At 48.6% G+C, this 24,146-nt stretch carries 22 protein-coding genes and 1 pseudogene; 5 read left to right on the forward strand and 18 right to left on the reverse strand.

All coding sequences use genetic code 11. From position 1 onward, the window contains the following. Positions 1 to 20: 20 nt before the first annotated feature. From ltrA to BLA28_RS16565, 4 genes are all read right to left on the reverse strand, one after another. The gene (gene ltrA / locus BLA28_RS16540; RefSeq protein ID WP_143131506.1) at positions 21 to 1,403 is read right to left on the reverse strand and encodes a group II intron reverse transcriptase/maturase; all 1,383 of its coding nucleotides are present in this window, start codon (positions 1,401 to 1,403) and stop codon (positions 21 to 23) included. Positions 1,404 to 1,938: 535 nt separating this feature from the next. After that, positions 1,939 to 2,274 (reverse strand): hypothetical protein, encoded by a 336-nt coding sequence (locus BLA28_RS16555; RefSeq protein WP_050018981.1) that lies wholly within the window; start codon positions 2,272 to 2,274, stop codon positions 1,939 to 1,941. A gap of 66 nt (positions 2,275 to 2,340) precedes the next feature. Next, entirely contained in the window at positions 2,341 to 2,895 is a 555-nt protein-coding gene (locus BLA28_RS16560) for a DUF5662 family protein (RefSeq protein WP_009252336.1), read from the reverse strand. Continuing rightward, positions 2,892 to 4,796, reverse strand: a complete 1,905-nt coding sequence (locus BLA28_RS16565; protein WP_069158222.1) for an alpha-amylase family glycosyl hydrolase — start codon at positions 4,794 to 4,796, stop codon at positions 2,892 to 2,894. Before BLA28_RS16565 ends, BLA28_RS16560 begins: the two co-directional genes overlap by 4 nt. Before the next feature lie 540 nt (positions 4,797 to 5,336). Between BLA28_RS16565 and BLA28_RS16570 the strand changes: the two genes are divergently transcribed. Next, positions 5,337 to 5,630 (forward strand): DUF1292 domain-containing protein, encoded by a 294-nt coding sequence (locus BLA28_RS16570; protein ID WP_330385397.1) that lies wholly within the window; start codon positions 5,337 to 5,339, stop codon positions 5,628 to 5,630. An 8-nt stretch (positions 5,631 to 5,638) separates the two neighbouring features. Here BLA28_RS16570 and BLA28_RS16575 read toward each other — a convergent pair whose 3' ends face one another. From BLA28_RS16575 to BLA28_RS16595, 5 genes are all read right to left on the reverse strand, one after another. Continuing rightward, positions 5,639 to 7,546: an ATP-dependent helicase gene (locus BLA28_RS16575; protein ID WP_081330094.1), complete on the reverse strand. Its 1,908-nt coding sequence runs from the start codon at positions 7,544 to 7,546 to the stop codon at positions 5,639 to 5,641. After that, positions 7,533 to 8,993 carry a glutamate--tRNA ligase gene (gene gltX, locus BLA28_RS16580; protein WP_069158223.1) on the reverse strand — a complete coding sequence of 487 codons (1,461 nt, stop codon included), beginning with the start codon at positions 8,991 to 8,993 and terminating at the stop codon, positions 7,533 to 7,535. The genes BLA28_RS16575 and gltX overlap by 14 nt, the downstream gene beginning before the upstream one ends. Before the next feature lie 322 nt (positions 8,994 to 9,315). Then, a complete protein-coding gene (locus BLA28_RS16585) occupies positions 9,316 to 10,830 on the reverse strand; it encodes a 4Fe-4S dicluster domain-containing protein (protein WP_009252331.1) in 1,515 nt (504 codons plus the stop codon). Positions 10,831 to 10,973: 143 nt separating this feature from the next. Continuing rightward, positions 10,974 to 12,974 carry a ferrous iron transport protein B gene (gene feoB / locus BLA28_RS16590; protein ID WP_044972652.1) on the reverse strand — a complete coding sequence of 667 codons (2,001 nt, stop codon included), beginning with the start codon at positions 12,972 to 12,974 and terminating at the stop codon, positions 10,974 to 10,976. Then, positions 12,961 to 13,200, reverse strand: a complete 240-nt coding sequence (locus BLA28_RS16595; RefSeq protein ID WP_009252329.1) for a FeoA family protein — start codon at positions 13,198 to 13,200, stop codon at positions 12,961 to 12,963. The genes feoB and BLA28_RS16595 overlap by 14 nt, the downstream gene beginning before the upstream one ends. Before the next feature lie 167 nt (positions 13,201 to 13,367). Between BLA28_RS16595 and BLA28_RS16600 the strand changes: the two genes are divergently transcribed. From BLA28_RS16600 to BLA28_RS16615, 4 genes are all read left to right on the forward strand, one after another. Next, positions 13,368 to 13,616, forward strand: coding sequence for a hypothetical protein (locus BLA28_RS16600; protein WP_009252328.1), 249 nt, complete (start codon positions 13,368 to 13,370; stop codon positions 13,614 to 13,616). A 67-nt stretch (positions 13,617 to 13,683) separates the two neighbouring features. After that, the gene (locus BLA28_RS16605) at positions 13,684 to 13,854 is read left to right on the forward strand and encodes a spore coat associated protein CotJA (protein ID WP_009252327.1); all 171 of its coding nucleotides are present in this window, start codon (positions 13,684 to 13,686) and stop codon (positions 13,852 to 13,854) included. Beyond that, the gene (locus tag BLA28_RS16610; protein WP_009252326.1) at positions 13,851 to 14,132 is read left to right on the forward strand and encodes a spore coat protein CotJB; all 282 of its coding nucleotides are present in this window, start codon (positions 13,851 to 13,853) and stop codon (positions 14,130 to 14,132) included. The genes BLA28_RS16605 and BLA28_RS16610 overlap by 4 nt, the downstream gene beginning before the upstream one ends. Positions 14,133 to 14,139: 7 nt before the next feature. Continuing rightward, positions 14,140 to 14,745 (forward strand): manganese catalase family protein, encoded by a 606-nt coding sequence (locus tag BLA28_RS16615; protein ID WP_009252325.1) that lies wholly within the window; start codon positions 14,140 to 14,142, stop codon positions 14,743 to 14,745. A 73-nt stretch (positions 14,746 to 14,818) separates the two neighbouring features. On the opposite strand, the gene BLA28_RS16620 is transcribed toward BLA28_RS16615, so the two are convergent. From BLA28_RS16620 to rnhA, 9 genes and pseudogenes are all read right to left on the reverse strand, one after another. Then, positions 14,819 to 15,688, reverse strand: coding sequence for a DegV family protein (locus BLA28_RS16620; protein WP_069158224.1), 870 nt, complete (start codon positions 15,686 to 15,688; stop codon positions 14,819 to 14,821). 158 nt (positions 15,689 to 15,846) lie between these two features. Then, positions 15,847 to 17,307: a spore germination protein gene (locus BLA28_RS16625; RefSeq protein ID WP_069154178.1), complete on the reverse strand. Its 1,461-nt coding sequence runs from the start codon at positions 17,305 to 17,307 to the stop codon at positions 15,847 to 15,849. A gap of 54 nt (positions 17,308 to 17,361) precedes the next feature. Next, positions 17,362 to 17,880, reverse strand: a complete 519-nt coding sequence (locus BLA28_RS16630) for a dCTP deaminase/dUTPase family protein (RefSeq protein WP_069158225.1) — start codon at positions 17,878 to 17,880, stop codon at positions 17,362 to 17,364. A 95-nt stretch (positions 17,881 to 17,975) separates the two neighbouring features. Beyond that, positions 17,976 to 18,443: pseudogene (nrdG, locus tag BLA28_RS16635) on the reverse strand (anaerobic ribonucleoside-triphosphate reductase activating protein); the annotation flags it as partial. Position 18,444: 1 nt separating this feature from the next. Continuing rightward, entirely contained in the window at positions 18,445 to 20,616 is a 2,172-nt protein-coding gene (nrdD, locus tag BLA28_RS16640; RefSeq protein WP_069158640.1) for an anaerobic ribonucleoside-triphosphate reductase, read from the reverse strand. 472 nt (positions 20,617 to 21,088) lie between these two features. Further along, on the reverse strand, positions 21,089 to 22,258 hold the full coding sequence (locus BLA28_RS16650) for a pyridoxal phosphate-dependent aminotransferase (RefSeq protein ID WP_071699274.1): 1,170 nt from the start codon (positions 22,256 to 22,258) through the stop codon (positions 21,089 to 21,091). A 27-nt stretch (positions 22,259 to 22,285) separates the two neighbouring features. Further along, on the reverse strand, positions 22,286 to 23,293 hold the full coding sequence (locus tag BLA28_RS16655; protein WP_069158227.1) for a helix-turn-helix transcriptional regulator: 1,008 nt from the start codon (positions 23,291 to 23,293) through the stop codon (positions 22,286 to 22,288). Positions 23,294 to 23,373: 80 nt separating this feature from the next. Beyond that, positions 23,374 to 23,541, reverse strand: coding sequence for a hypothetical protein (locus tag BLA28_RS33800; protein ID WP_169897259.1), 168 nt, complete (start codon positions 23,539 to 23,541; stop codon positions 23,374 to 23,376). Between the two features lie 130 nt (positions 23,542 to 23,671). After that, the gene (gene rnhA / locus BLA28_RS16660) at positions 23,672 to 24,145 is read right to left on the reverse strand and encodes a ribonuclease HI (protein ID WP_009252312.1); all 474 of its coding nucleotides are present in this window, start codon (positions 24,143 to 24,145) and stop codon (positions 23,672 to 23,674) included. Position 24,146 lies beyond the last annotated feature (1 nt).

Consider the following 24,146-nt stretch of genomic DNA (forward strand, 5'->3'; position numbering starts at 1 on the left):
CCGTTCGGTACACGGCGCTTTCAATAGTTGACGTGCACGGACTGATAGGCTGTGGCTAAATCATAGAAGCCGCTGTTTATCAGTCTTTCTTTTGTTAACGCTCTGTTGACCGCACCCATTCCCGATACATACCAGTGTTTCTTTCGGCTGTTTGCCGCCTGATGTGCAAAATATCCGGGTATTCCAAGTTTCATTAGATTTCTCTTCTTGGTCTTTGGTTTCTTCCACTGCTTCCATATACACATACGAATTCTGTGATATAGCCATGAGTTTAAATCATCTATCCGCTTCTTCATATCTGCAATCCCATAATAATTCAGCCAGCCTCGCATGAAGACTCTTATCTTTTCCAATGAGGGACGAATGCTCTGAACAGACCTTCGGGAACTAAGTTCTTTCAGCTTTGACTTCATCTTCTTCCATGACTTTCCATGAACTCGGATATAAATACCCTTTCTGTTCTTTCCCAATGTAAAGCCAAGAAACTTAAAATTTCGAATTGCAAATACACTGACCTCTCGGCTTTTCTCTTGATTCACTTTCAATTTCAGTGTCCCTTCAAGATATTTCGTACTTGTTTCAAGTAATCGCTTAGCGCCTCTGTCGCTCTTTGCCAGCAGGACGATATCATCCGCATACCGGACGAACTTCACACCACGTTTCTCATACTCCTGGTCAAACTCATTCAGATAGATATTCGCCAGTAATGGAGAAATATTCCCACCCTGTGGCGAACCTTCTTCTGTTTCCATGACTACTCCATTTTCCATGACTCCACTTTTCAGATATCTCTTAATCCACTGTATCACTCTTTCGTCTTTTACTTCTTTTCGCAGAAGATTCAGTAACTTTTCATGGTTCAGCGTATCGAAGTACTTGGATATGTCTAAAGCAACCGCATGGATATATCCTTGTTCTGCGTACTCCTTTATCCGTTTTATGGCGTCTTTTGCGCTCCGACCTGGACGATAACCATAGCTATTGTCGGAAAACAACGGCTCATAGATAGGCATAAGCTCTTGTGTTATGGCTTGTTGGAATATACGGTCTTTGACTGTTGGAATACCAAGCTTTCGCATTCCACCGTCCGGTTTTGGAATTTCAACCCGTCTTACTGCGTCGGGGGTATATTTCCCTTTATAGATTCTTGCAATAATAGTCTGTTGATTTTCCTTTAGGTATGCACCTATTTCCTCCACTGTGGTTCCGTCGATTCCTGGAGCACCCTTGTTTGCCTTTACCCTTTTATAAGCTCTGTTTAAATTTCCTTTATACAGTATCTTTTCCAAGAGTTCTGGCTGTGCACTGTTTCTTTCTTTCCATATCGAATGAAATGACCGATGCGCTTTCGCATACCCTTCATGTTCCGCACTATCTCTTTGCGAACAGCCATTATTTATCATGTTTTCTGCATTCATTGGTCATTCTCTTCTTTCTCGGTTATACTCAAAACTCCTATTGATTCGGTCCTTCACCTCTCGGCTAATATGACCTCTGCTGACTTCTGCATGTTCAGCACCGCCTCGTTTCCTTGTGCGGTGGTTACTCCTTTCGGAGCATTTCATACAGACCTCCCCGGGTACCACACGTCTCTTTCTCTCCATCCATCTGCCACATTTACCATGCATGGTTCCGTGTAGTTATCGGGCTTCAACTTGTGCAGCAGTCTTACCCCCATGCATAGCCTGATGTGATTTCTGTTCGTCAGACCAGAGATTTGCCCATGGGTTAGTATGTTCCCCACATCCAGCTTCCTTCAGATTCCACCTCGCGATGGACACCCTTGCTTTCGGCTATATCCTTCCCACTACCGGGCGGATTCCGGACTTGCACCGGTTAGAAACGTGCGCCGCCGGGCGCACTGCAAAAGCCCGGCAGGACCGTCCTGCCGGGCTTTACCTTCACATATTCCGGCATTTCGGAGAAAATGCCTTATTGCTATTCTTCACAGCCGCAGGTCTTCCCATCGGAAAAAGTGGGATAAGGTCTGGGCATGGGTTCCGTCCTCGGTCTGGGCTCCGGCCTGGGAATGGGTTCCGGCCTTACATCAGCACAGGGACAGGAAGGTCTTACCGTACTTTCCGCACAGGGAGCAGCACAGCCGCAGCTGTTGCCCTGGCCGCCGAAGGAATTATTGTTCTGGCAGCCGCAGGAATTGTTATTCTGGCATCCGTGCTGATGTCTTCCGCCGCATCCGCAATTGTTGTTCTGGCAGCCGGAATTACCTGATTGGCCGCAGCAGCATAAAAGTAATAATAAGTATAAACAGTTCATATTCTCATCTCCTTTACAGTACTATATGTTAAAGGAGAGGTATTGGTTCCACTGTTTTCTTCAACTTTATTTCTGTTTCTTTTTTAAAAGCGTTCCCTTCACATAGGCGAACGTCTTTTTTTCTCCCTGTTCCGCCAGCATGGTCAGCAGACGCAGAAGAAGCTTTCTTGTATTTTCATGCATAATGGGGATTTCCCTGGCCGACTGAAAATATAAAAGAGGATCCGCATCCGTATATATTTTCCCTTTATATACTTTGGAGGCGGCAATACGGTCCATCAGCATTTCCGCCACATACTTAACCGGCATCTCAATGGGGGCTATCCCCCCGGGCACTTCCTTTATGCTGTAATCGACCCAGTATTCATAATGATGCCTGTTTCTTCCTTTATGATGAAGCCAGGCGCTGGAATACCCTTTTTCTTCACGCTCCGCATTGTTAGGGCTTCTGTCTCCCTGAAAATATCTGGCTCCTACCAGGAATTCCGTTGGAGAATACTTTGACAGGTCATGGGTGAGTCCCTGTTTATACAGGCCGACTGCAAAGCAGCCCTTCATAACCAGATATTTATGGTAAGTAATTGTCTTAAAATGCTTCCATGCCTTCTTTCCTGTTGTCACTTCTTTTTCTGTCCTGCCTTCTGTTTTTCTTTGCCCGTTTTTTCTCTGCTTTCAAATATCTGTATGGAACGCCCTGCTACGGCGGCTGTCCTTCCGTTCTCTCCCTCTTCCTGTCTGTCTGAAACAGTATCCAGGACCTTGGCCCATTTCAGGTCGGGAGGAAGGGCGGGCAGAGCAAAATCGTGTTCTTCCCAATGCATATTATATGCAATATAAATGAAATTGTCATTGTTCTTTTTATCCACTTTAGCATAACAGCCGCAGTACATCAGACCCGCCTGACGGCTCAGGCCATCCGCATTCAGCTTCCAGGCTTCCTCTCCGTGCAGGGACAGATCCGGATAACCGCAGGCAATATAATCCATCATGGTCAGTTCATCCGGGCGATGGAGCACAGGATGTTTTTTCCGGAAAGCGACCGCCTCTTTCACAAAGGAGAAGAACTCCCGGTTCGTTTCCATAAGCTTCCAATTCAGCCAGCTCACCGCGTTATCCTGGCAATAGGGATTGTTATTTCCCCCATGGCTGAACCCGAATTCATCGCCGCTGACTATCATAGGCGTTCCCTGTGCCGTAAGCAGAAGCAGCATGGCATTTTTCATTTGCTTCAGACGCAGCTCCAGAATGGATTTCTTTCTTGTCTTTCCCTCCGCTCCGCAGTTCCAGCTGACATTATAGGTTTCCCCGTCACGGTTTTCCTCGCCGTTGGCTTCATTATGCTTTCTGTCAAAAGACACCAGATCGGCCAGCGTAAAGCCGGAATAGTTCGTAATATAATTGATAACGCCCGTCTGTTTGGGATTTTTCTTCCATAAATCAAGCATGGGCTGAAGGGAACCCTCGTCGCTTTTCAGGAAATGCCGGGCAGCGTACATAAAATCATCGTTATATACCGCCAGGTTTTTATATACGGGTATATCATTGTTATCATAGATTTCCCCGCAGGGAATATCCTCATAAAAAAGCTTGGTGTTCCCAAGCATGGGCTCCGTAGCGAGCAGAGCCGTCGGCATATGCATTCCGAGTAGGTGGAATCCATCCACATGGAAGGTAAAAACCCAGTATTTAATCACTTCCAGTATATAGGCCCGCTTCACATCCGCTGGAAAATAAAACTGCATGATGACCTCTATGCCATTTTGATGGGCATTCTTTACCATGTCCTTAAATTCTTCCGCCGGACAGTCCGAAGCGGAATATGACATCTTCGGAGCAAAGTAATAGCCTCTTTTATAACCCCAGTAATTAATCCGGGGAGGCTTGTCCTTCTCTTCAGGCAGATCCATATAGTGATTCCTGGCCTCATCCATGCTTCTTTCCCGGCGCTCCTGCTTTTCCAGCTCCAGGAACTCATAGGAGGGCATCAGCTCCACTGCGGTAATCCCCAGCTCCTTCAGATACGGGAGCTTTTCCGTAATTCCCGCATAGGTCCCTCTGTGCTGCACACCGGAAGAAGAATGGCATGTAAAGCCTCTGGGATGAATCAGGTACAGAACGGTATCCGACAAAGGAGTCATCAGAGGAGCGTCATTCTCCCAGTCATAACAATGCCTGCACATACCGCCGCGAAGCCTAGGCTCCGCCTGCCTGCCCCAGCGTTCATTTCCGTATATCACCCCGGCATAGGGATCTGTAATAATATCCTCTCCGGCATAGAAATTATACTGGAATTGTACATCGGCAAGCCCTTCCAGCTGCATGCAGTAAATATTACCCACACGGTTCTTATCCGTAAAAGGAAGATGCAGCGGCTTACCTGCCGTATGCAGATATAAAAGCACACCGCATTCTTCTTTGGTGTGAAGCGCGGCGGCAAAATTTACTTTACCATCAGAGGTGAGGGATACACCCATAGGGTACGGTGTCCCAGGGAGAATTTTGAAATTGTGTCTCGGTGTCATATATGGATTATCTCCTGTTTCTATTCTGCAGACTCAGGCGGCAGACCGCCGTCTGAACACGGAAATACCGACCTGCTCATTGCGTACATTATACCACACCTTACCTTCTCTTACCAGTTTATCTTGCATCCAGGGTATGGATAAAAAACATCTCCGCCGCCCCTGCCCTGCCTCCATCCGCCCTGCCGCCCCTGATGTCCTCCCTGTGCGGCCGCCGCCCTGCAAGGATTCCTGTAAGGGGTGTTATAAACACGCCGGTCCTTAGGCTGCGTCTTTTGCAGCCTTAGTACCGCTGCGTGATTATCCAAGCGAAAGCGTCCCCTGTAAGGAACCTTGCAGGGCGGCGGCCGCACAGGGAGGACATCAGGGGCGGCAGGACGGATGGAGGCAGGGCAGGGGCGGCGGAGATGTTTTTTATCCATACCCTTGCATCCGGGACAAACATCGGTTAGAATGAATATGCTGCTGATAATTTATAATGGAGGATTTTTCATGAGCGAGGATAACCTTAATAGGCCTTCAGGTGAACCTGAAGAAGAGATGAGCGTAGAGCTTGAGCTCGAAGACGGCACTCTCGTAAACTGTGCGGTCATCACAATTCTTGATGTAGCAGAGAAAAGCTATATCGTACTGCTTCCGCTGAATGAAAACGGTCAGAATGAAGACGGAGAAGTTTGGTTCTACGGTTATTCTGAAAAGGAAGATGATCCCAATGCAGAACCTGAACTGCGTTTCATTGAGGATGACGATGAGTATGAAATGGTTGCTGATGCATTCGACGAATATCTGGACAGTTGTGAGTTTGATGAATTGATTGAGCCTGAAAATGAATAGGCCGGCATTTATCTGCCAAGCTCAGTAAGGAACCGGGAGAGAAATCCCGGTTCTTCTTTTGTTCCGGCCACATAGGATATGGTAAGCCTGCGGCGTGCCCGGGTCATGGCAACATAAAGCATACGCCTTTCCTCTTCCACCGCCTCTCCCTTCATGCTTTTTTTATGGGGGATTATCCCTTCATTGCAGTCGGGAATATAAACGGTATTAAATTCCAGTCCTTTGGAGGCATGCATGGTGAGAATATATACCCCGTCCCCATCCTCCTTATTCTTTTCCGCCTTCTCCAGCTCTCTTTCACAGGCAAGGATATGGTCTTTAAGCTCCTCCGGACAGCAGAATTTTTTCATCTGCTGCTGCATCCATTCCGCTTCCTTCAGGAGCGTGCCCCGTTCCTTTCCCTCTTCCGCTTCCTGTTTTCTCAGGAATTCATCATAGCCCATTCCTTTTCGTATATAATTGACCGCCGCGTACAGATCCATTTTCTTTATGCTCTCCGTATCCAGCTGGAACCGCCGCAGGATATCTTTCATATAGGGCTTTTCCCGATAAAAGAAAAGAAGTTCACCAAAATCCACCCTCTCCCTCACAGCGGCCTTCCGGCTGATATAACGCAGGGGCTTATTCATAATCCTGTAAAAGTCCTTTCTGTACTGCCCTCCCATGGCAAATTCCAGATAAGCCAGAATATCCTGGGGTATCTTCTGCCTGTAAGGATTTTTGATTTTTTCTCTCATCCGGAATGGAATCCCTTTTTCGGCCAGTTTGGCGGCCATCGCGCCGGCATCCTGATTCGTCCGGTAAATGATGGCCGTTTCCCCCGGCTTTTCCCCGGTCATAGCCATTCTCTCCGCTATTTCTTTCGCTATCTCTTCATTTTCTTCTTCCCTTGTAACAAAGCCCCGGAAGATAACCGGCTGCCCTTCCCGGACCGCAGCCACAGCCTTTTTGGCATACCGGTTCTTATTGGCGGAAATGAGCCGTCCCGCGCTTCTGATAATTTCAGGCGTGCTGCGATAGTTCATTTCCAGCTGTACCTTACCCGCATCCGGGTAGTCCTTCAGAAACCCCAGCATAATTTCCGGCCTGGCTCCCCGGAAGGCATAGATGGACTGATCGTCGTCTCCCACGATAAACAGGTTGTTTTCCGGCAGGGCCAGAAGACGCAGCACATCGTATTGGACAGGGTTGATATCCTGAAATTCATCCACCAGGATATACTTAAACTTTTCCTGCCAGCTTTTGCAGATATCAGGCCTGTCGGTGAGAAGCTTATGGCACTTGAGCACCATATCATCGAAATCCAGCTTTCCTCTCCGCTTCAGTTCTTCCTCGTAGGCATTGAAAATTGCGGGAAACCCTTCCTGCTGCAGCTCTCCTGTGTTTTCCTGACGGCACCCATTATTTTTAAACCGGCTGATTTCAGCCAGCAGGTTATCTATATTTTCATCTGCCGCCAGGGGATCCATGGATATATCCATGGAAGTTGAGATTTTCGCGGAAACAAGGCCTGCCGGCGGATAAGTACAGGAGGGACAGGATAATATGGTTTTCAGGATTTCTTTCTTTTCATAATCGGAAATAATATTACCGGAATGGTAATGATAAGAGGTTTTAAGAATGTGATAATAGACGGCATGGAAGGTCCCGAAATTTACGGGATAATGCTTCCCATCCGTATTTGCAGAAAAACGTTCCTTCATCTCCTTTGCCGCGGCTTTGGTAAAGGTTATTACAAGGATGGAGGATGGATCCACTCCCCTGTTTTCCACGAGATGCAGAATTCTCCGGATAATGACGAAGGTTTTTCCGGAACCGGGCCCTGCAAGAACAAGCAGGGGCCCGCTTCCGTGCCGGATCGCTTCCCATTGGCCGCGATTGGCTCCATTACTTTCCGTAAGGTTATGCACAGGCACTTTTCAGCATCTCAATTGCCACGCGGATGCGCGCAAGAGATTCCTCTTTACCCAGAACAGACATAATTTCCGTAGCTCCTGCGGGCGTCATCTGCTTTCCGGAAACCGCAGTACGGACCGGCCACATTACGTAACCGTTTTTACATCCCTTTTTCTCCACATAAGACACCAGTGTCTGATACAGCGCATCATTGCTGTAATCCTCCTGGGCCTCCAGAAGAGGAAGCAGCTCAGTCAGCACCTCCAGAGAGCTTTCACTGTTGGTCTTCATCTTCTTATGGGTATACATTGCCACATCATATTCCGGCAGCTTCGCGAAGAAATCCACCAGCTCCTCAATGTCCGGAAATACTTCAATTCTGGTCTTCACCATTTCCGCAATGGCCTTGTGATCCAGATTTCCGGGAAGCGCTTTTTTCAGGTAAGGCTCGGCCATCCCGTAAAACCTGTCAAAATCCATGGCCTTAATGTATTCCCCATTCATCCATTTCAGCTTTGTATAGTCAAAAACTGCGGGAGACTTGGACATATGACGATAATCGAATTCCCGGGTAAGCTCCTCCAGAGAAAAGATCTCTTCATTATTTTCCGGGCTCCAGCCAAGAAGCGCTACAAAATTCACAATCGCCTCCGTCAGAAAGCCCTGTTCCACCAAATCCTCATAGGAGGAATGGCCGCAGCGTTTGGAAAGCTTATGATGCTCCTCATCCGTAATCAGCGGACAGTGCACATATACAGGCACCTCCCACCCAAACGCTTCATAAAGCCTGTTATATTTGGGAGAGGAGGAAAGGTACTCGTTTCCTCTCACCACGTGGGTGATGCCCATAAGATGATCATCCACAACGTTGGCAAAATTATAGGTGGGATATCCGTCGGATTTGATGAGGATCATGTCATCCAGCTCCGCATTGTCCACGGTGATGTCCCCGTAAATTTCATCATGGAAGGTTGTGGTTCCCTCGGTGGGGTTATTCTGGCGGATAACATAGGGCACACCCGCCGCCAGCTTTTCTTCCACTTCCTCACGGGTCAGGCTGAGACAATGCTTATCATATATATTGATCTCTTTCCCTGCCACCGTCCGGGTCAGAGTAGCCAATCTCTCTTTATCACAGAAGCAGTAATAAGCCTCTCCTTTTTCCACCAGCTTCCTGGCATATTCGAGATAAATTCCCTGCGCCTGGCGCTCACTCTGGACGTAAGGGCCGACACCGCCGTCCTTATCCGGGCCTTCATCATGCTTAAGGCCTGTTTTTTCCAGTGTCCTGTAAATGATCTCCACGGCCCCCTCCACGAAACGTTCCTGATCCGTGTCCTCAATCCGAAGAATGAAATCTCCGCCTTCATGCTTGGCAATCAAATAGGCGTATAAAGCAGTACGCAGATTTCCCACATGCATACGTCCTGTGGGGCTTGGTGCAAAACGGGTTCTTATTTTAGTCACTTGTCTTATCCTTCGCTTTCCTTATTATTTTAATTGTCCAGAAGCCCCTCCCCGCCAGAGGAGAACGCGTCTCCGGATGCGGCCGCCCTTTGCCCTGCCGCATCCCCGGCCATACAGAGGATCCTGTAAGGGGCGTTATAAACACGCCGATCCTTAGGCTGTGTCCTTTGCAGCCTTAGTACCGCTGCGTGGTTATCCGAGCGGAAGCGTCCCCTCTAAGGACCTCTGTATGGCCGGGGATGCGGCAGGGCAAAGGGCGGCCGCATCCGGAGACGCGTTCTCCTCTGGCGGGGAGGGGCTTCTGGACAATTACATTTTTTACTCATTTTTTCATTAGTGCTTTTTCTTCTTCCGCCGCGGAAATATCAGGTATTTTCTTCTCCGCCGCTGTCTTGAAGGCATTTACTTCTTTCATTGCCTGGGGAATTGCAATATTGGTTCCTGCGCCTGCAATACAGCCTCCCGGACACGCCATACCCTCTATCAGACAGCCGTTTTTCTTCCCTGCCTTCGCCAGCATCAGCATTTTCCGGCATTCGGCCAGGCTTTCCGCATGTTCTATATTCACATCCACATCCGGATAATATTCCCGGATACAGGCTTCAATGGCACTGGCAACGCCTCCTGCCACGCCGTAGCCGCGGCCCGCCCCTGTGGCATCCTCCAGCTTATCTTCCGCCTGAATCCCTTTCAGTTCAATCCCCCTGGCATCAAACATGCCCGCCAGTTCTTCAAAGGTGATGACAAAATCCACATCCGAGCGCACACTCTTTCTGGATGCCTCCAGCTTCTTGGATGCACAGGGCCCTATGAACACCACGGAAGCGTCCGGATGCTCCGCTTTGATCTTGCGCGCGGTAGCCACCATGGGGGTAAGGGCATTGGAAATATTGTCAATGGTTTCAGGAAAGAACTTCTTTGCCAGCATGGACCAGGACGGACAGCAGGACGTGAGCAGAAAGGGAAGCTCCCCTGTCGCCACCGCATGGACATAATGCTCCGCTTCCGCAGCGGCTCCGATATCCGCTCCGATGGCGGTCTCATATACATCCGCAAAGCCCAGCTGCTTTAATGCTGTCTTAATCATATCCGGCGTCACCCCCGGCCCGAACTGCCCCACAAAGGCAGGCGCTACCTGGGCGATGATTTTCCTTCCGGACTGGATAGCCCGGATGAGCTGGAAGATCTGGGATTTATCCGCTATGGCTCCGAACGGGCAGTTTACCATACACTGTCCGCAGGAAACGCACTTTTCTTCATTTATGACCGCACGGCCCTGTTCATCACTCTCAATCGCACCCACACCGCAGGCCAGGGCACAGGGGCGCACCTGATGGCTGATCGCGTCGTAAGGGCAGATAGCCTTGCATTTACCGCACCGGATACATTTTTCCGGATCAATATGGGACTTCCCGTTCACCATAGAGACCGCTTCCTTGGGGCATACCTCCTGGCAGGGATGAGCCATACAGCCCCTGCATTTGTCCGTAACCACGTAGCGGTTCACCGGACAGGCATTGCATGCAGACGGGATCACCTGTACCAGCGGCGGTTCATAATATTTCTGATCGATATTACTCTCGTCCAGCCCCTGGGTCAGATGGACCGGCACATTCTCCGGCCGGAGGGAAAGTCCCATGGCCATACGGATGCGTTCCGTTACCACCGCCCTCTCTCTGTAAATACTGTCCCTGTAAGCCGGGGCTTCCGCTCCTACTATTTTATAAGGCAGGGCTTCCACATCATCCTTCAGATTTTCCGAAGTATATGCCAGATTGGCTATTTCCTTAAAAACACGCCTGCGGATTTGCCTTACCTGAGTGTCAATTCCTCTCACCTGCGTCCTCCATTCCTGTATTTATAATCAATGCGGCTTTTTTCTTCAACCGCAAAACATGGCACCCGCTATACAGCTGCCATGTTTTAGCTTTTCCATCTTTTCCTATTTTTACACAAATTGACCGTTAAATCAAGATTATATCAGAGAAAAATACTGCCGATCTGAAATACCAGCACACTCACCAGCCATGCCAGCCCGATTTGGAAAACCATGACCGCCGAAGTAAATTTCCAGGAACCGCTTTCCTTTTTAATGGTTGCCAGGGTTGCCGCACAGGGGACGTAAAGCAGGCAGAAAAGCATCAGGCAGAAAGCATTTAACCCGCCGAAGGTTGGATCAAACCGCCGGATATTGTCAATGACGGCGGCCATACCCGCAGCCGAATTAATATTGGAAACTCCGAATAACACGGAAAAGGAGGAAACCACCACTTCTTTCGCCGATATTCCGGATATCAGGGCGACCGCAATCTGCCACAGTCCCAGTCCGGCAGGCTTTAATACCGGCACCAGGAACCGGCCCAGAGCGGCGCCAAAGCTTTCCGAAGGATCCGTCACCATGCCATGAACCCCGAAATTCAGGATGAACCATATAATAATGGATGCAATAAATATGGTAGTGCCCGCCTTCGTCAGATAATCCTTCAGCTTATTCCACACATAGGTACGGATTGTCCTTGCATTAGGCCTTTTATATTCCGGAAGCTCTATCATCAGCGACTGATTGACTCTTCCCTTTTCCAGCTTGTGCTGGACAAAGGCCACCAGAATACCCGCTGCCATACCGATGACATACATGGAAAAGGCAACAAGCATGGCACATCGGGGAAAAAACATCCCTGAAAACAGGACATAAACAGGCAGTCTCGCCGAACAGGACATAAAAGGCGTTACTATCATTGTCCTTCTTCTGTCATGCTCCGTTTCCAGCGCCCTTGTCGCCATGATCGCCGGAACCGTACAGCCGAAGCCCAGCACCATGGGAAGAAATGCCCTGCCGGACAGCCCCACCTTTCCCATAATCCCGTCCATAACATAGGCCACCCTGGCCATGTAACCGCTGTCCTCCAGAATGGCAAGCGCCAGAAACAGGATGAATATGTTGGGGATAAAGGTCAGGATACCTCCCACACCGGCAATTACCCCATCCACCACAAGGGAAATCATCCATCCGGTCACGTGAAGCCCTTCCAGACCTGTCCTCACAAAATCCGAAAAAACGGCAAGCGCGTATTCCAGTCCGCCCTTCAGAAAATCCCCCACAAAAAATGTCAGGAAAAATACTAGCGCCATGATACACAGAAAAACCGGGACACCCCAGACCGGATGCGTCATGATCTTATCAATCCGATCCGTGCTTGCCGCTTTCCTGTCCTTATAAAAAAGCACCTCTTCCATTATTTTCTCAATATACTCGTATTTTTTCCGGGCAATTACCTTTTCATAGCTGTGTTCTGCAAGGGCATCCACTTCCAGTGGATGATCCTTCTTCACTTCCTCATCATCCTCCAAAAGCTTTATCGCGTGCCAGCGGATGGACGAATGATTGGGATAACAGGACTGCATGCGTTCTTCCAGTTCCGAAAGCTTCTCCTCCACCTCTTCTCCATAATCCAGGATATCCTTTTTCGGGCCTTCCTCGTAATGGTGCACAACCGCATGCATGAGAATATCAAGGCCCGTCCTCCTTGCCGCGGAAACAGGCACTACCGGGATATCCCCCAGCATTTCGGGCAGACGGTGCAGATCGATTTCCATCCCCCGTTCCTTCACGATATCCATCATGTTTAAAGCCAGAATCACCGGCTTTCCAAGCTCCAGCAGCTGCAATGTCAGATACAGGTTCCGTTCCAGGCAGGAAGCGTCAACCACATTGACAATGACTTCGATATCATCATCCAGCACACATCTGCGCGTCACCTTTTCCTCAATTGTATAGGAAGTCAGGGAATAAATGCCGGGTGTATCCACCAGCTTCAGCTCATAACCTTCATATTGCAGATTCCCTTCGTATTTTTCCACGGTGACTCCCGGCCAGTTAGCCACCTTCAGCTTCGAACCCGTAATCGCATTAAACAACGTGGTCTTTCCGCAGTTGGGATTGCCCACAAACGCCACATGCACATGGTTATCCTTCCTCAATCTCTTCCGCCTCCTTCACATCAATACCGGAGGTGATATGTCTTCCCAGGGCCAGCCGTGTTCCTCTCACGTAAATAATCAGCGAACCATTCCCTTTGCGGTTCAGCATTTTCAGTCTCGTTCCTTCGATCAAGCCCAGTGCCTGCAGTCTTCTTGATATTTCAGATTCTATCTTAATATCTTCCACAAGGTACTGGCCTCCTACCCGCCCTTCATAGAGTGTCATGACAGCTTCGTCCTTCCTCTGCAGTTATTTGATAATCATTCTCAATTAGGATTATATTCTACCAGTTTGAAAATGTCAACCTTCCTTTGCTGGGAAAGAGATTTTCTTTCGGGAAAAGAAATGCTATACTGTTTTTAACCTGGAGAAAAGAAAGGGATGAGATTATTATGATAAAAAAAGAAGAAATATCTTTTAACTTTATTCAGAAGGAGGCGCAGACAGGAAGCTATCAGGGAATGCGCTACTATCTTGAGAAAAAAGGGGATCAGCTTTCGGCCACCGTATATCCGGATAAATTCTGTTTTGTAAAAACACCGGAGGATCAGAAAATCACCAGAGAATTCCCGAATACGCCTGACTCCATGCCTGATTTGATCCGCTGGCTGAATGAACAGCATGAAAGCGGGCGTTATTAAGTAGCAAAAAACAAACCCTCCACATATTATATTATTAAATATTAATGTAGTATATGAGAGGAGTTTTATGCAGGATTATAACTATGACGAACGCCTTGAACAGTTTCCCATAGCCATGGCTTATGTCCCCTGGCAGCATATGACCAACATCTGTGAGGATCTGGACGAGGCTTTTAAATGCGGTACTATCTTTCCTGAATTGATCAAACCCTTTACAGGAAGGAGATGTGTAAAATGAGTTGTCAGAATTGCCCTCCCTGCGCGAACCCGGAACAGGAACACAGCCTGCACAACATCAGCATAGTAAGCTTTGTAGTGGTAGAGCTCACCGAATATCTGGATACCCATCCCTTTGACAGAGAAGCGCTGAATTATTTCAACTATTACAACCGGATGCTGAATAAAATGTCCGCGGAATTTGCCGACAAGTATTTTCCGCTGAACCTGGCAACTGTGGATCCTAATAACAGAGAATGGAATTGGGGCCTGGCGCCTCTTCCATGGGAAGGGGTGTGAAGCGTAAATGTGGAATTATGAAAAAAGACTGCAGTTCCCGATTAAAATCACGGAACCCAATGCAAAGCTGGCACAGTTCATTATCTCCCAGTACGGCGGACCGGACGGAGAATTAGGCGCTTCCATGCGCTATCTCTCCCAGCGTTATACCATGCCGTACAGAGAAGTTTCGGGTCTGCTCACAGACATAGGGACCGAAGAACTGGCGCATTTTGAAATGATCGGTGCTATCGTTTACCAGCTGACCAAAAATCTGTCCATGGAAGAAATTGAAAACTCCGGCTTCGGCCCTTATTATATTGACCATACTACCGCCCTCTGGCCTCAGGCTGCCGGCGGAATCCCCTTCAATTCCTGTGAATTCCAGTCCAAGGGTGATATCATCACCGATCTGACTGAGGATATGGCTGCAGAGCAAAAGGCCCGCACTACCTACGACAACATTTTAAGGACCATAAAGGATCCTGATGTTGCCGCTCCCATCCGTTTCCTTCGGGAACGTGAAATCGTTCACTTCCAGCGTTTCGGAGAAGCGCTCCGTATCGTCCAGGATAAACTTGACAGCAAAAATTTCTATGCCTTCAATCCTGAATTCGATAAGTGCAAAAATTAATTTTCTTAAATCAGCCCGGGTCCTACGGCCCGGGCCCTGTCTTTGCTTATCAGCCTCCGGCATACCGGCCTTTTTATCTGTTATCCCCAAAGAAAAATAAAGCGACTGTTCCCGGACCGGAATGGGCTCCGATGGTAGGGCCTATTGTATTTATCATACAGTCACTGATACCGAATTTTTCTTTCACCAGATCGCGGACATATTCCGCATCTTCCAGTGCATCACCATGGCTGATGAAAAAGCAGTCATTTTTATCCCGGAAGCTCCCTATCTGCTTTTCCATCATATCCACCAGACTGTTCAGGGATTTCTTCCTGCCGCGGACCTTTCCCACAGCAACCAGATGTCCCTCATCATCCACATGAAGCAGGGGCTTAATAGACGCCAGCGTGCCCACAATAGCAGTTGCCCTGCTCACCCGTCCTCCTCTGTGCAGGTTAAAAAGGTCATCTACCGTAAAAACATGCACCATGTTCAGCTTATGCTTTTCCACCCATTCCGCGGTTTCATCCAGGCTCTTCCCTGCCTTCTTCATCTCCACCGCTTTGTGGACCAAAAGCCCCTCTCCCAGGGAGGCGCAAAGGGTATCCACAACAATAATCCTGCAGTCTTTTCTTTCTTCCATAATTTCCGCGGCTGCTGTAAATACATTCCCGCAGGTTCCGCTCAGTCCTGAAGAAAAGCTGAGTACCAGAAGCTCGCTGCATTCTTCCAGATATTTTTCCAGATATTCCTTTGCCGTTTCCGGGTTCACCTGGGATGTGGTAGGCATCATCCCTCCACGCATCTGCTGGTAGAATTCCTTAACATCCATTTCTTTGTCAATACCATAGGGTTCTTCGTTCACAATATAAGGCAGAACCATCATTCCCAGATGATTCTGCTCTATGTATTCTCCAGGCAGATCAGCCGTACTGTCTGTTATGATTTTAAATTCAGCCATTCTCTTCCTCCTCGCCGTTCCGATTTTTTTCTTTCTTATTTTAGCATGGGTGTGCCCTGCGCACAATAAAAAAACAGATACTTTCCTGCGGGGCCTTTCCCCTCGCGGGCTGCCGGCGCATGAAAATATCTGTTTTTCCGTGTATGGCTTATGCTGTTTTACTTATTCCCCTTTTTATCCACCGGATCCAGCGCTCCGGGGAGCCGCAGGCGGAACAGCCGCTTTGCAAGCTGTTTGGCATTGAACGGAACTACAGGGTAAATATAGCTCTGATCAGAAACAGTACGGTTTGTCACCATGAAAATGACGGTGAGCAGGATTCCTGCACCATATCCCCACACTCCGAAAACCGCCGTGAGTATCAGGTTTATAATGCGCATGAATTTCAGGGCATAGCCCAATTCATAGCTCGACTGTGTATAATTGGCGATCGCAACAAAAGCCATATACAGCATGACCTCCGAATTGAACCAGCCGCTGTTGACGGAAAATTCACCCAGCACCAGCGCTGCCATGACACTCAGAGGCGTACTCAGCATATTCGGCGTATTCACCGCCGCCAGACGGAGGCCGTCGATAGCCAGCTCCAATATGAGGAACTGCCATATGAGGGGAACATTCACCGTATCCCTCACCATGATGAATTCAAAGCCTTTCGGTATCAAATGAGGGTACTCCATCAGAAGAAGGAAGGTCGGCGTCATCAGATAAGTAAGCAGGGCGATAATAAAACGGGAAAATCTCAGATACGTACCGGTAATGGGAGGGAAATAATAATCATCCGCCTCCTCCACCACATCAAATATGGAAGTCGGCATAATTAATACGGAAGGAGAATTATCAACAAGAATAACAATGTTGCCTTCCAGAACCTGCGCAGATGCCGTATCCGGACGCTCTGTAAACTTAAATTTGGGGAAGGGGTTATACCATCTCCTGTCATAAAGGCATTCCGCCAGACTTTCCTGGTTCATTGTCAGGGCATCCACCTGGATATTTTTTATCTTGTCCCTGATTTTTTCCAGAAAGGCGTGATCCACCCGGTTATCCATATAACAGAGAACAATATCTGTTTTGGAGCTTTTTCCGGCATGCATCATTTCCATCACCAGATCTGTGGAACGGATTCTTCTTCGGATGAGCGCCGTATTAAAGACGATGGTTTCCACAAAGCCATCCTTGGATCCCCTGAGTACCTTGTCTTTTTCCGGTTCCTCCACCCCTCTGGCAGGATAGGTCCTGGAATCTATCAGGATACATTTGTCAAAGCCGTCCACAAAAAGAAGAAATACGCCGGACATCAGGCTGTAAAGAATTTCTTCCCATGTATCCTTAAGATCCACTTCCACGTAAGGCACAAAGCCCTTCGACATTTCATGGGCGTCCTTGGGCATGTTATCCTCTGTAATATCCATGAAATGCTGCAGCAGCTTCTGCATCATTTCATCCTTACAGAAACCGTCAATCAGGTAAATACAGGCATTTTTTCCACCGACCTGTATGACCCGGTATATCACATCGAAATTTTTATCCGCCTTTATGACCTTGTTCATGTAGAGCATATTGGCTTCCAGGCTTGTCGCCATTTTTTCCTTGGAATCTGTCGCTTCACTTGCCATATACAAAACTCCTTTCCGGACATATAGATATAGTTTGTCCGGAAAGGAGCCTGTTTATACGTTCTGTGTTGTGCTTCCGAAGCCGCCGTTTCTTACGCCGTCGGCATCGTCGTCCTCCGTAATTCCATATTCCAGGAAAATCCCCTGCATAAAGCCTTCCCCGGCCTGCAGCTTCAGAACCTTGCCCTCATTGGAATCATTGGTTATCTTCGCAAAGATATGGCCTTCATTATCGCTGTTGAAATAATCGCTGTCAATAATGCCCACCGTATTGTTCAGCTGAAGCCTGAATTTAAAACCAAGCCCGCTCCGGGGATATAAATGAAGCACCCATTCTGGCTGCATGGAAGCCCGGATTCCCGTGGGAATCTTAATGGTTTCCCCCGGTTTCAGTTCCAGCGCAACCGGGGTGAAAAAATCATACCCCGCACTGCCGCTGGTCGCTCTGGCAGGCAGCTTCAATTCCTCATAAATTTTTACAATCTGTTCCTCTTCGTATTCGGGGAAGGAATCCTTAAAATCAGAGAGGAACTGTTCTCTGCTCACTTTCATGAATCTGGCTATTCTCCGCATCCTGTTCTCCTTTCATTCTGTCCGTCCGATGTATCCTGCCATGCGTCTTCGGCAGAAGCATAATCCGGGCAGTGAAGAACTGGCCGGGCCGGATTTTCCTGTTTCAGGGAGGCCTGTACGTCAATAACCCTCTGGTTGGAGCTTCCCTTCCACATCAGCTTGACATCCTTCTTTTCTATCTCAAACTCTCCATCCACCAGTACATCCACATACTGCAGAATGGAATCCTTATATAAATGTTCCCATACATCGCCTGTATACAGCCAAATGGTTTTGTCCGGATATTTTTCCCTGATTTCCTTCATCAGCTTGCGCACATCACCCTTATTGGCCGGATGGAGGGGATCCCCTCCGGAAAAGGTGATTCCGGAAATATACGGCTTATCCAGCTGCTGGAAAATTTCCTGTCTGGCCGCCTCGTCAAAGGGCAGGCCTCCTTCCGGATCCCAGGTTATGGGATTCTGGCATTCCCTGCAGCAATGCTCGCAGCCCGACACCCAGAGAACCACCCTGAGGCCGTCTCCATTGAGCATATCATCCTTGGTAATATTGTGGTAGCGCATGTTACATCGATTTCCTTTCCGCGATTTCGGCCATTTTGGCATCGTTCAGCCTGGTGTCCCCATGGACTCTGGAATAGGACAGATAACCATTCATCCTGTCAATTTTGGTAAGGTTATGGCTTCCGCATTTGGGGCATACATCCATTTCCAGCTCCTGGTGTCCGCAGTCGTCACAGTAAGCCAGGGAAAGATTTACGCCTTCATAAAAGCCTTTTTCCATAGCCCTGCGGATAAGGGTCTTTACAGCTTCCATGTTATAATCGATCGGATATTTCACATACTGGATTTTCCCGCCGTTGCAGAGGTTCCAGAAACGGCCTTCCTTGTCCTGCTTTTCAATGGGAGTAATCTCCTCCGTCACATGACAGTGAAAGCTGTTGCTCACATATTCCCTGTCGGATACGCCTTCTATAATCCCGTATTTATTGCGGAACTGCTTAACCTGCAGGCCGCACAGATTTTCAGCAGGCGTTCCGTAAATAGCGTAAAGATTGCCGTCTTCTTCCTTGTATTCATTGATCTTGCTGTTAATATGCTCCATGACTTCCAATGCAAACTGGCCATCCTCCACCAGGGATTTGCCGTTATAAAGCATCTGCATTTCATTCAGGGCCGTAATGCCGAAGGATGCGGTTGCCGATTTCAGGAGGGGCTTGATCTTATCGGAAAGCTTCAGATTTCCGCCCAGGAAGCCGCCTTCACAGTACGCAAGAGGGTTGGTGGAGGCGCGCATTTCTCCCAGATACGCATAGGTACGGATATGGAGCTGTCTGATAAGGTTCAGGTAATAATCCAATACCTCGTAGAAATCCCGGCTCTCCTGTCTTGCTTTGGCAAGAATCATAGGCAGATGGAGGGACACGGCGCCAATATTGAAACGTCCCACAAATACAGGAACATCCTTGTCATCCGCAGGATGCATCCCGCCCCTTTCATACCAGGGAGACAGGAAAGCGCGGCAGCCCATGGGAGAAACGATTTTTCCGTATTTTTTATACATGCTCGCCACATAGCCCTCGCCGGTCAGGCTCAGCCAGTCCGGATACATGGTCTTGGCGGAGCATTTCACACCCACTTCAAACACATCCTCAAGAGGCTTTCCGGGGCTATGAAGATTCTCGTCATAAAGGAATACGATCTTGGGGAACAGAACCGGCTTCCTGAAGCCTTCCTTTCCCTGGCCTTCCCGGCGCACATTCAGCATGGACATGGTTGCCAGCTTGGCAAAACGTCCTGTGCCGGTTCCTGCCGTTACCGTGATAAAAGGATAGTCCCCGCGGCTGCTCGCCACCGTGTTGAACTTATACTCCCAGCCCTGGAAGCCCTGTTCCATTTCCTTTACCACATCCTTATAGGCCACCTCTTCCGCTTTATCCTGAGGGACTCCCAAATCTATATATTTCTTCAGATCCCGTTCATAGGATTTGCGTGCATAAGGCTCAAGGATCAAATCCACGCTGGGCACGGTAAATCCGCCGTACTGCTGGCTGGCGGCGCTGAGCACGATATCCCCGATAACATCAAAGGCCACATCCAGGGTCTTTGGCTCGTTATACCATATATTTCCCATTTCAAAACCGCCGGAAAGCACATTCTGCACATCGAACAGACAGCAGTTCATGGTGTCTCTTCTGGCCGACATGTCATGGACATAGATATAGCCGTCCCTGCAGGCCTGAATCTCTTCCGTAGTCATGAAAAACTTCTGGTACAGCTCCTTGTTCAGCTGATTGAAAATCAGGCTTCTCTTTGTGGAAACCAGCGCAGAATCGGTATTGGCGTTCTCCTTATCCCCGATATACATGATGGACTGGCTTTTCTTGTAAACATCATCCAGCATGCGGACAAAGTCCTGTTTGTAATTGCGGTAATCCCGATAGCTTTTCGCTACGATGGGCTTTACCTCCTCCAATGCGCTCTCCACGATATTATGCATGACCGGAATGGGAATTTCGCTGCACTCCAGCTCATCCACCTTTTCAATCACATAGCAGCATATTTTTCTTTTCTCTTCATCCGTAAATTTGGTAAGGGCACGGTAAGCGCTCTTTCCTACCGCATTGACAACCTTCTGCACATTAAAGGATTCTCTTGTCCCGTCCTTCTTGACTACCTTCACGTCCAGCCTGGTCTGATATTCACTGCCGTAATCCTGACTCTCATTTTCTTTCATTCCCTGTACCATCGCTTCCATATTCTAACCCTCCTGCCTGCGGCTTTCCCGCAGACGAAAATTCAAAGGCTGAAAATTTCAACCAGCCTTCTCTCCTGTCCATGCCCTTGCGGCACATAAGCCTGTCCGCCGGACCGGCATTTTCATGCTTTCCGACATCTCATCCAACTGCAGCAGCAGCGCAAATACGGGTAAAAAATCCGGCCTGCAGGAAACTGCTTCAGCAAGCGCCTCCTTTATGGGGCGCCCGGCACATTTCCCGCAACCGGTCATACGTTATGCGTCGCTTTTTCTATTTTCATCCGTTCCTGCCTTCCTTGTGGGAAACAGAATAACCGGTTGATTTTTTCGGCAGAACGATACTACATCCTGTCATTCACAGCAGTCCGCATACTATATCTTGTATGCAGATACAAGTATAATAGAATAAAACCTCTCTGTCAACACCTGGCAGGGCTTTTCTGTTTTTTCGTTATTTTGCCAAAATTCCACTTTCCTTCACGGCCTCCACCGCTTCTGTAATCGTCTCCACAGGAAGCGTCAGGGCAAAGCGTACATGCCCTTTTCCCAGCTCTCCGAAGCTGCTGCCGGGGGTACATAAAACGCCTGTCTTTTCCATAAGCTCCATGACGAATGCCGTATCATCTTCAAAGCCCTCTGGAATGGGCGCCCAGGCAAACATGGTCCCTTCGCTGTCCGGAACATTCCAGCCGATGGAACGGAATCCACCGCAGAGCGCATCCCTGCGTTTCCTGTATTCCTCACACTGCTTCAGAACCGGTTCATCCGGCCCGGTCAGGGCTGCAATCGCACCATACTGCACGGGAAGGAAGGTTCCGTAATCTATCTGGGAACGAAGCTTCTTAAAGTTCTGCACCAGTTCCCTGTTGCCGGTCAGGAAGCCCATCCGCGCTCCCGTATAATTAAAGGATTTGGAGAGGGAATAAAATTCCACGCACACCTCTTTGGCACCCGGAATGGAAAGAATGGAAATCCCTTTTCTTCCGTCATAAATAATATCCGAATAAGCATTGTCATGAATGATGATCAGCTCATGCTTTTTGGCCCAGGGAATCAGTTCTTCATAAAAGCTGTGGGGCGCACATTTACAGATGGGATTCATGGGATATGATACGATCATGAACTTGGCCTTATCCGCCAGCCCGCCCAGGGCCTCCAGATCCGGCAGATAATGGTTTTCCTCTGTCAGATCATAGGTCATCAGCCTGGCGCCTGCCAGAGAAGGGCCTATCGCAAAAATAGGATAACCGGGATCCGGCACGAGAACGATATCCTCCCTGTCACACAGCGACAGTCCAATGTGGGCGATACCTTCCTGGGAACCATATACAGACATGATTTCATCCGGTTCCAGCTCCACCCCATACCTTTTTTTATAACGGCTGATAACAGCCTCTGTCAGCTCCGGAAGATCCTGCAGCGCATATTTATAATTTTCCGGCTTACGCGCAGCCTCCGCCACCGCATCCATTATCGCCTGCTGCGGCTGAAAATCCGGCGTTCCTACTGAAAGGTTGTACACCTTTCTCCCCTCCCGCACCAGTTCTTCCTTTTTTTCATTCAGCACCTGGAAAATGCCTTCTTCGTAATCCTTCATTCTGGATGCAAAACGAAGCTCCATGATTTCCTCCATTCTGCCGCCGGCACATCATTGCCCCGAACAGCCTTCCTCATATCGATCGTATATTTTTTTCAGATAATTTCTGTATTCTTCCACTACGTTTTCCGGTCCTGCAAGCCGTACCTGCGTTCCAAGCCCGGCAAGCCATCCAAAAAACTGGCCGCTGACCGCCACCTTCACACGTACACGGAAGGTGCCTTCCTGCAGCCTTCTTATATCGGTTTCCCTGCCGAACCGATCCAGTACCACCCCAATCAATTGATCGGCAAAAACCAGGGATACGATTTCCTCCCTGCCCCCGTACATCCCGAAGGTTTTATTCGTATAAACGGCAATATCAAAATTTTCAAAAACGCTGCTTCCCTGTCTTTCTTCCCGGGTAAGCCCGATGGACCCCATTTTATCCACCCGGTAATGCTTCATCAGATCCGCTTCTTTGTCATAGCCGATCAGATAATAATTCTCATCATTCCAGGACAGCGCCCACGGGCTGATCACATATCTTGCCCCTCCCTTTCTCGGAACAAGCTTCTTATCCAGCGTCCACTCCATATACTGAAACGAGATCTGCCTGTTTTCCTGTATCGCCCGATGGATAAAATCCACATTATAATAAATGCTTTCATTATCGGTCTTTACCCGGCCCGCCACATAAACCTGACGCTGCAGCTGCTGTGCCTCTTTGCCGCTGACAAACTGTTCCAGCTTATTTATCAGTTCCCTGGATTTGCGCAGAGTGATGAAACGGGAGGCCTGGACAACATCCACCAGGAGCTTCAGTTCCGCCAGTTCGAACTCCCGGCTTCCCATATAATAACCGCTTCCGCCTTTCGTTTTAACATGTATAATGTCGTAGCCGAAATCTGTCAGACGCGCAATATCATCATAAATGCTTTTTCTTTCCGCACTGATGTCATATTTTTCCAGGCGTTCGATCAGCTGCTGGGAATTGAGGTAATGCTCCTCATCGGTCTCCTTCTGCAATATTCTGAGCAGGTATAGCAGTTTCAGCTTCTGATTAGATGATTTTGGCATATTTAACCCCGCACCACTCACAAAAAAGAGCGGGATCCCCCACTCTTTTGGTTAATAAAAACGTTAACTCTTTTCTTCCGTCAGGACTGCCCGTTCCCGGTACTCTCCTGAACCGACGCATCCTTGGCATCCTTCTTCTTACGCAGATTGATACCGATAAAGCAGGCTATTACCCCTAAAATAACAATCAAGATAAAAAGAAGCAAATAAGATAAAAATGAATTAAAAAACAATGTAAAATTAGCCATATTTCCAACCCCTTGTCTGACCTACTGTCCTGCAGATTTCCACACCGTATACCCGACCGTTTACCTTGTCCATCATACCATTGAACCGGCGGACGCGTCAAGTATCCAATGCTTCATTTTCATGCTGTATTTACATCACCCCGGGATCCACCAGCAGCCCGTCCCCGTCCGCCGCAGAGGTTGCGAGCACGTCGCAGCGTTCATTTTCCGGATGCCCGTCATGCCCCTTGACCCAGGTAAATGTGATTTTATGCTGTTCCGCCGCCTTCAGAAGGCGCTTCCACAGATCCACATTTTTAACCGGCCCGGAGGCTCCCTTCCAGTTTTTCTTCAGCCAGCCGTCTATCCAATGCTTGTTAAAAGCATCCGTCACATATTTGGAATCCGAAATCACCTCTACCCGGCAGGGGCGGTTCAGCGCTTCCAGCCCTGCAATAACCGCCATCAGTTCCATTCGGTTATTCGTCGTTTTCACATATCCTCCGGAAAGCTCCTTTTCATGAAGCATTCCCTTCTGATCCACATACTGCAATATGGCGCCGTATCCGCCGGGCCCTTCCGGATTTCCCCGCGCAGCACCGTCCGTAAAAATCTTTACATCCATA

It is taken from the genome of Eisenbergiella tayi (assembly GCF_001881565.1).
In the GTDB taxonomy this organism is placed as follows: Bacteria; Bacillota; Clostridia; order Lachnospirales; family Lachnospiraceae; genus Eisenbergiella; species Eisenbergiella tayi.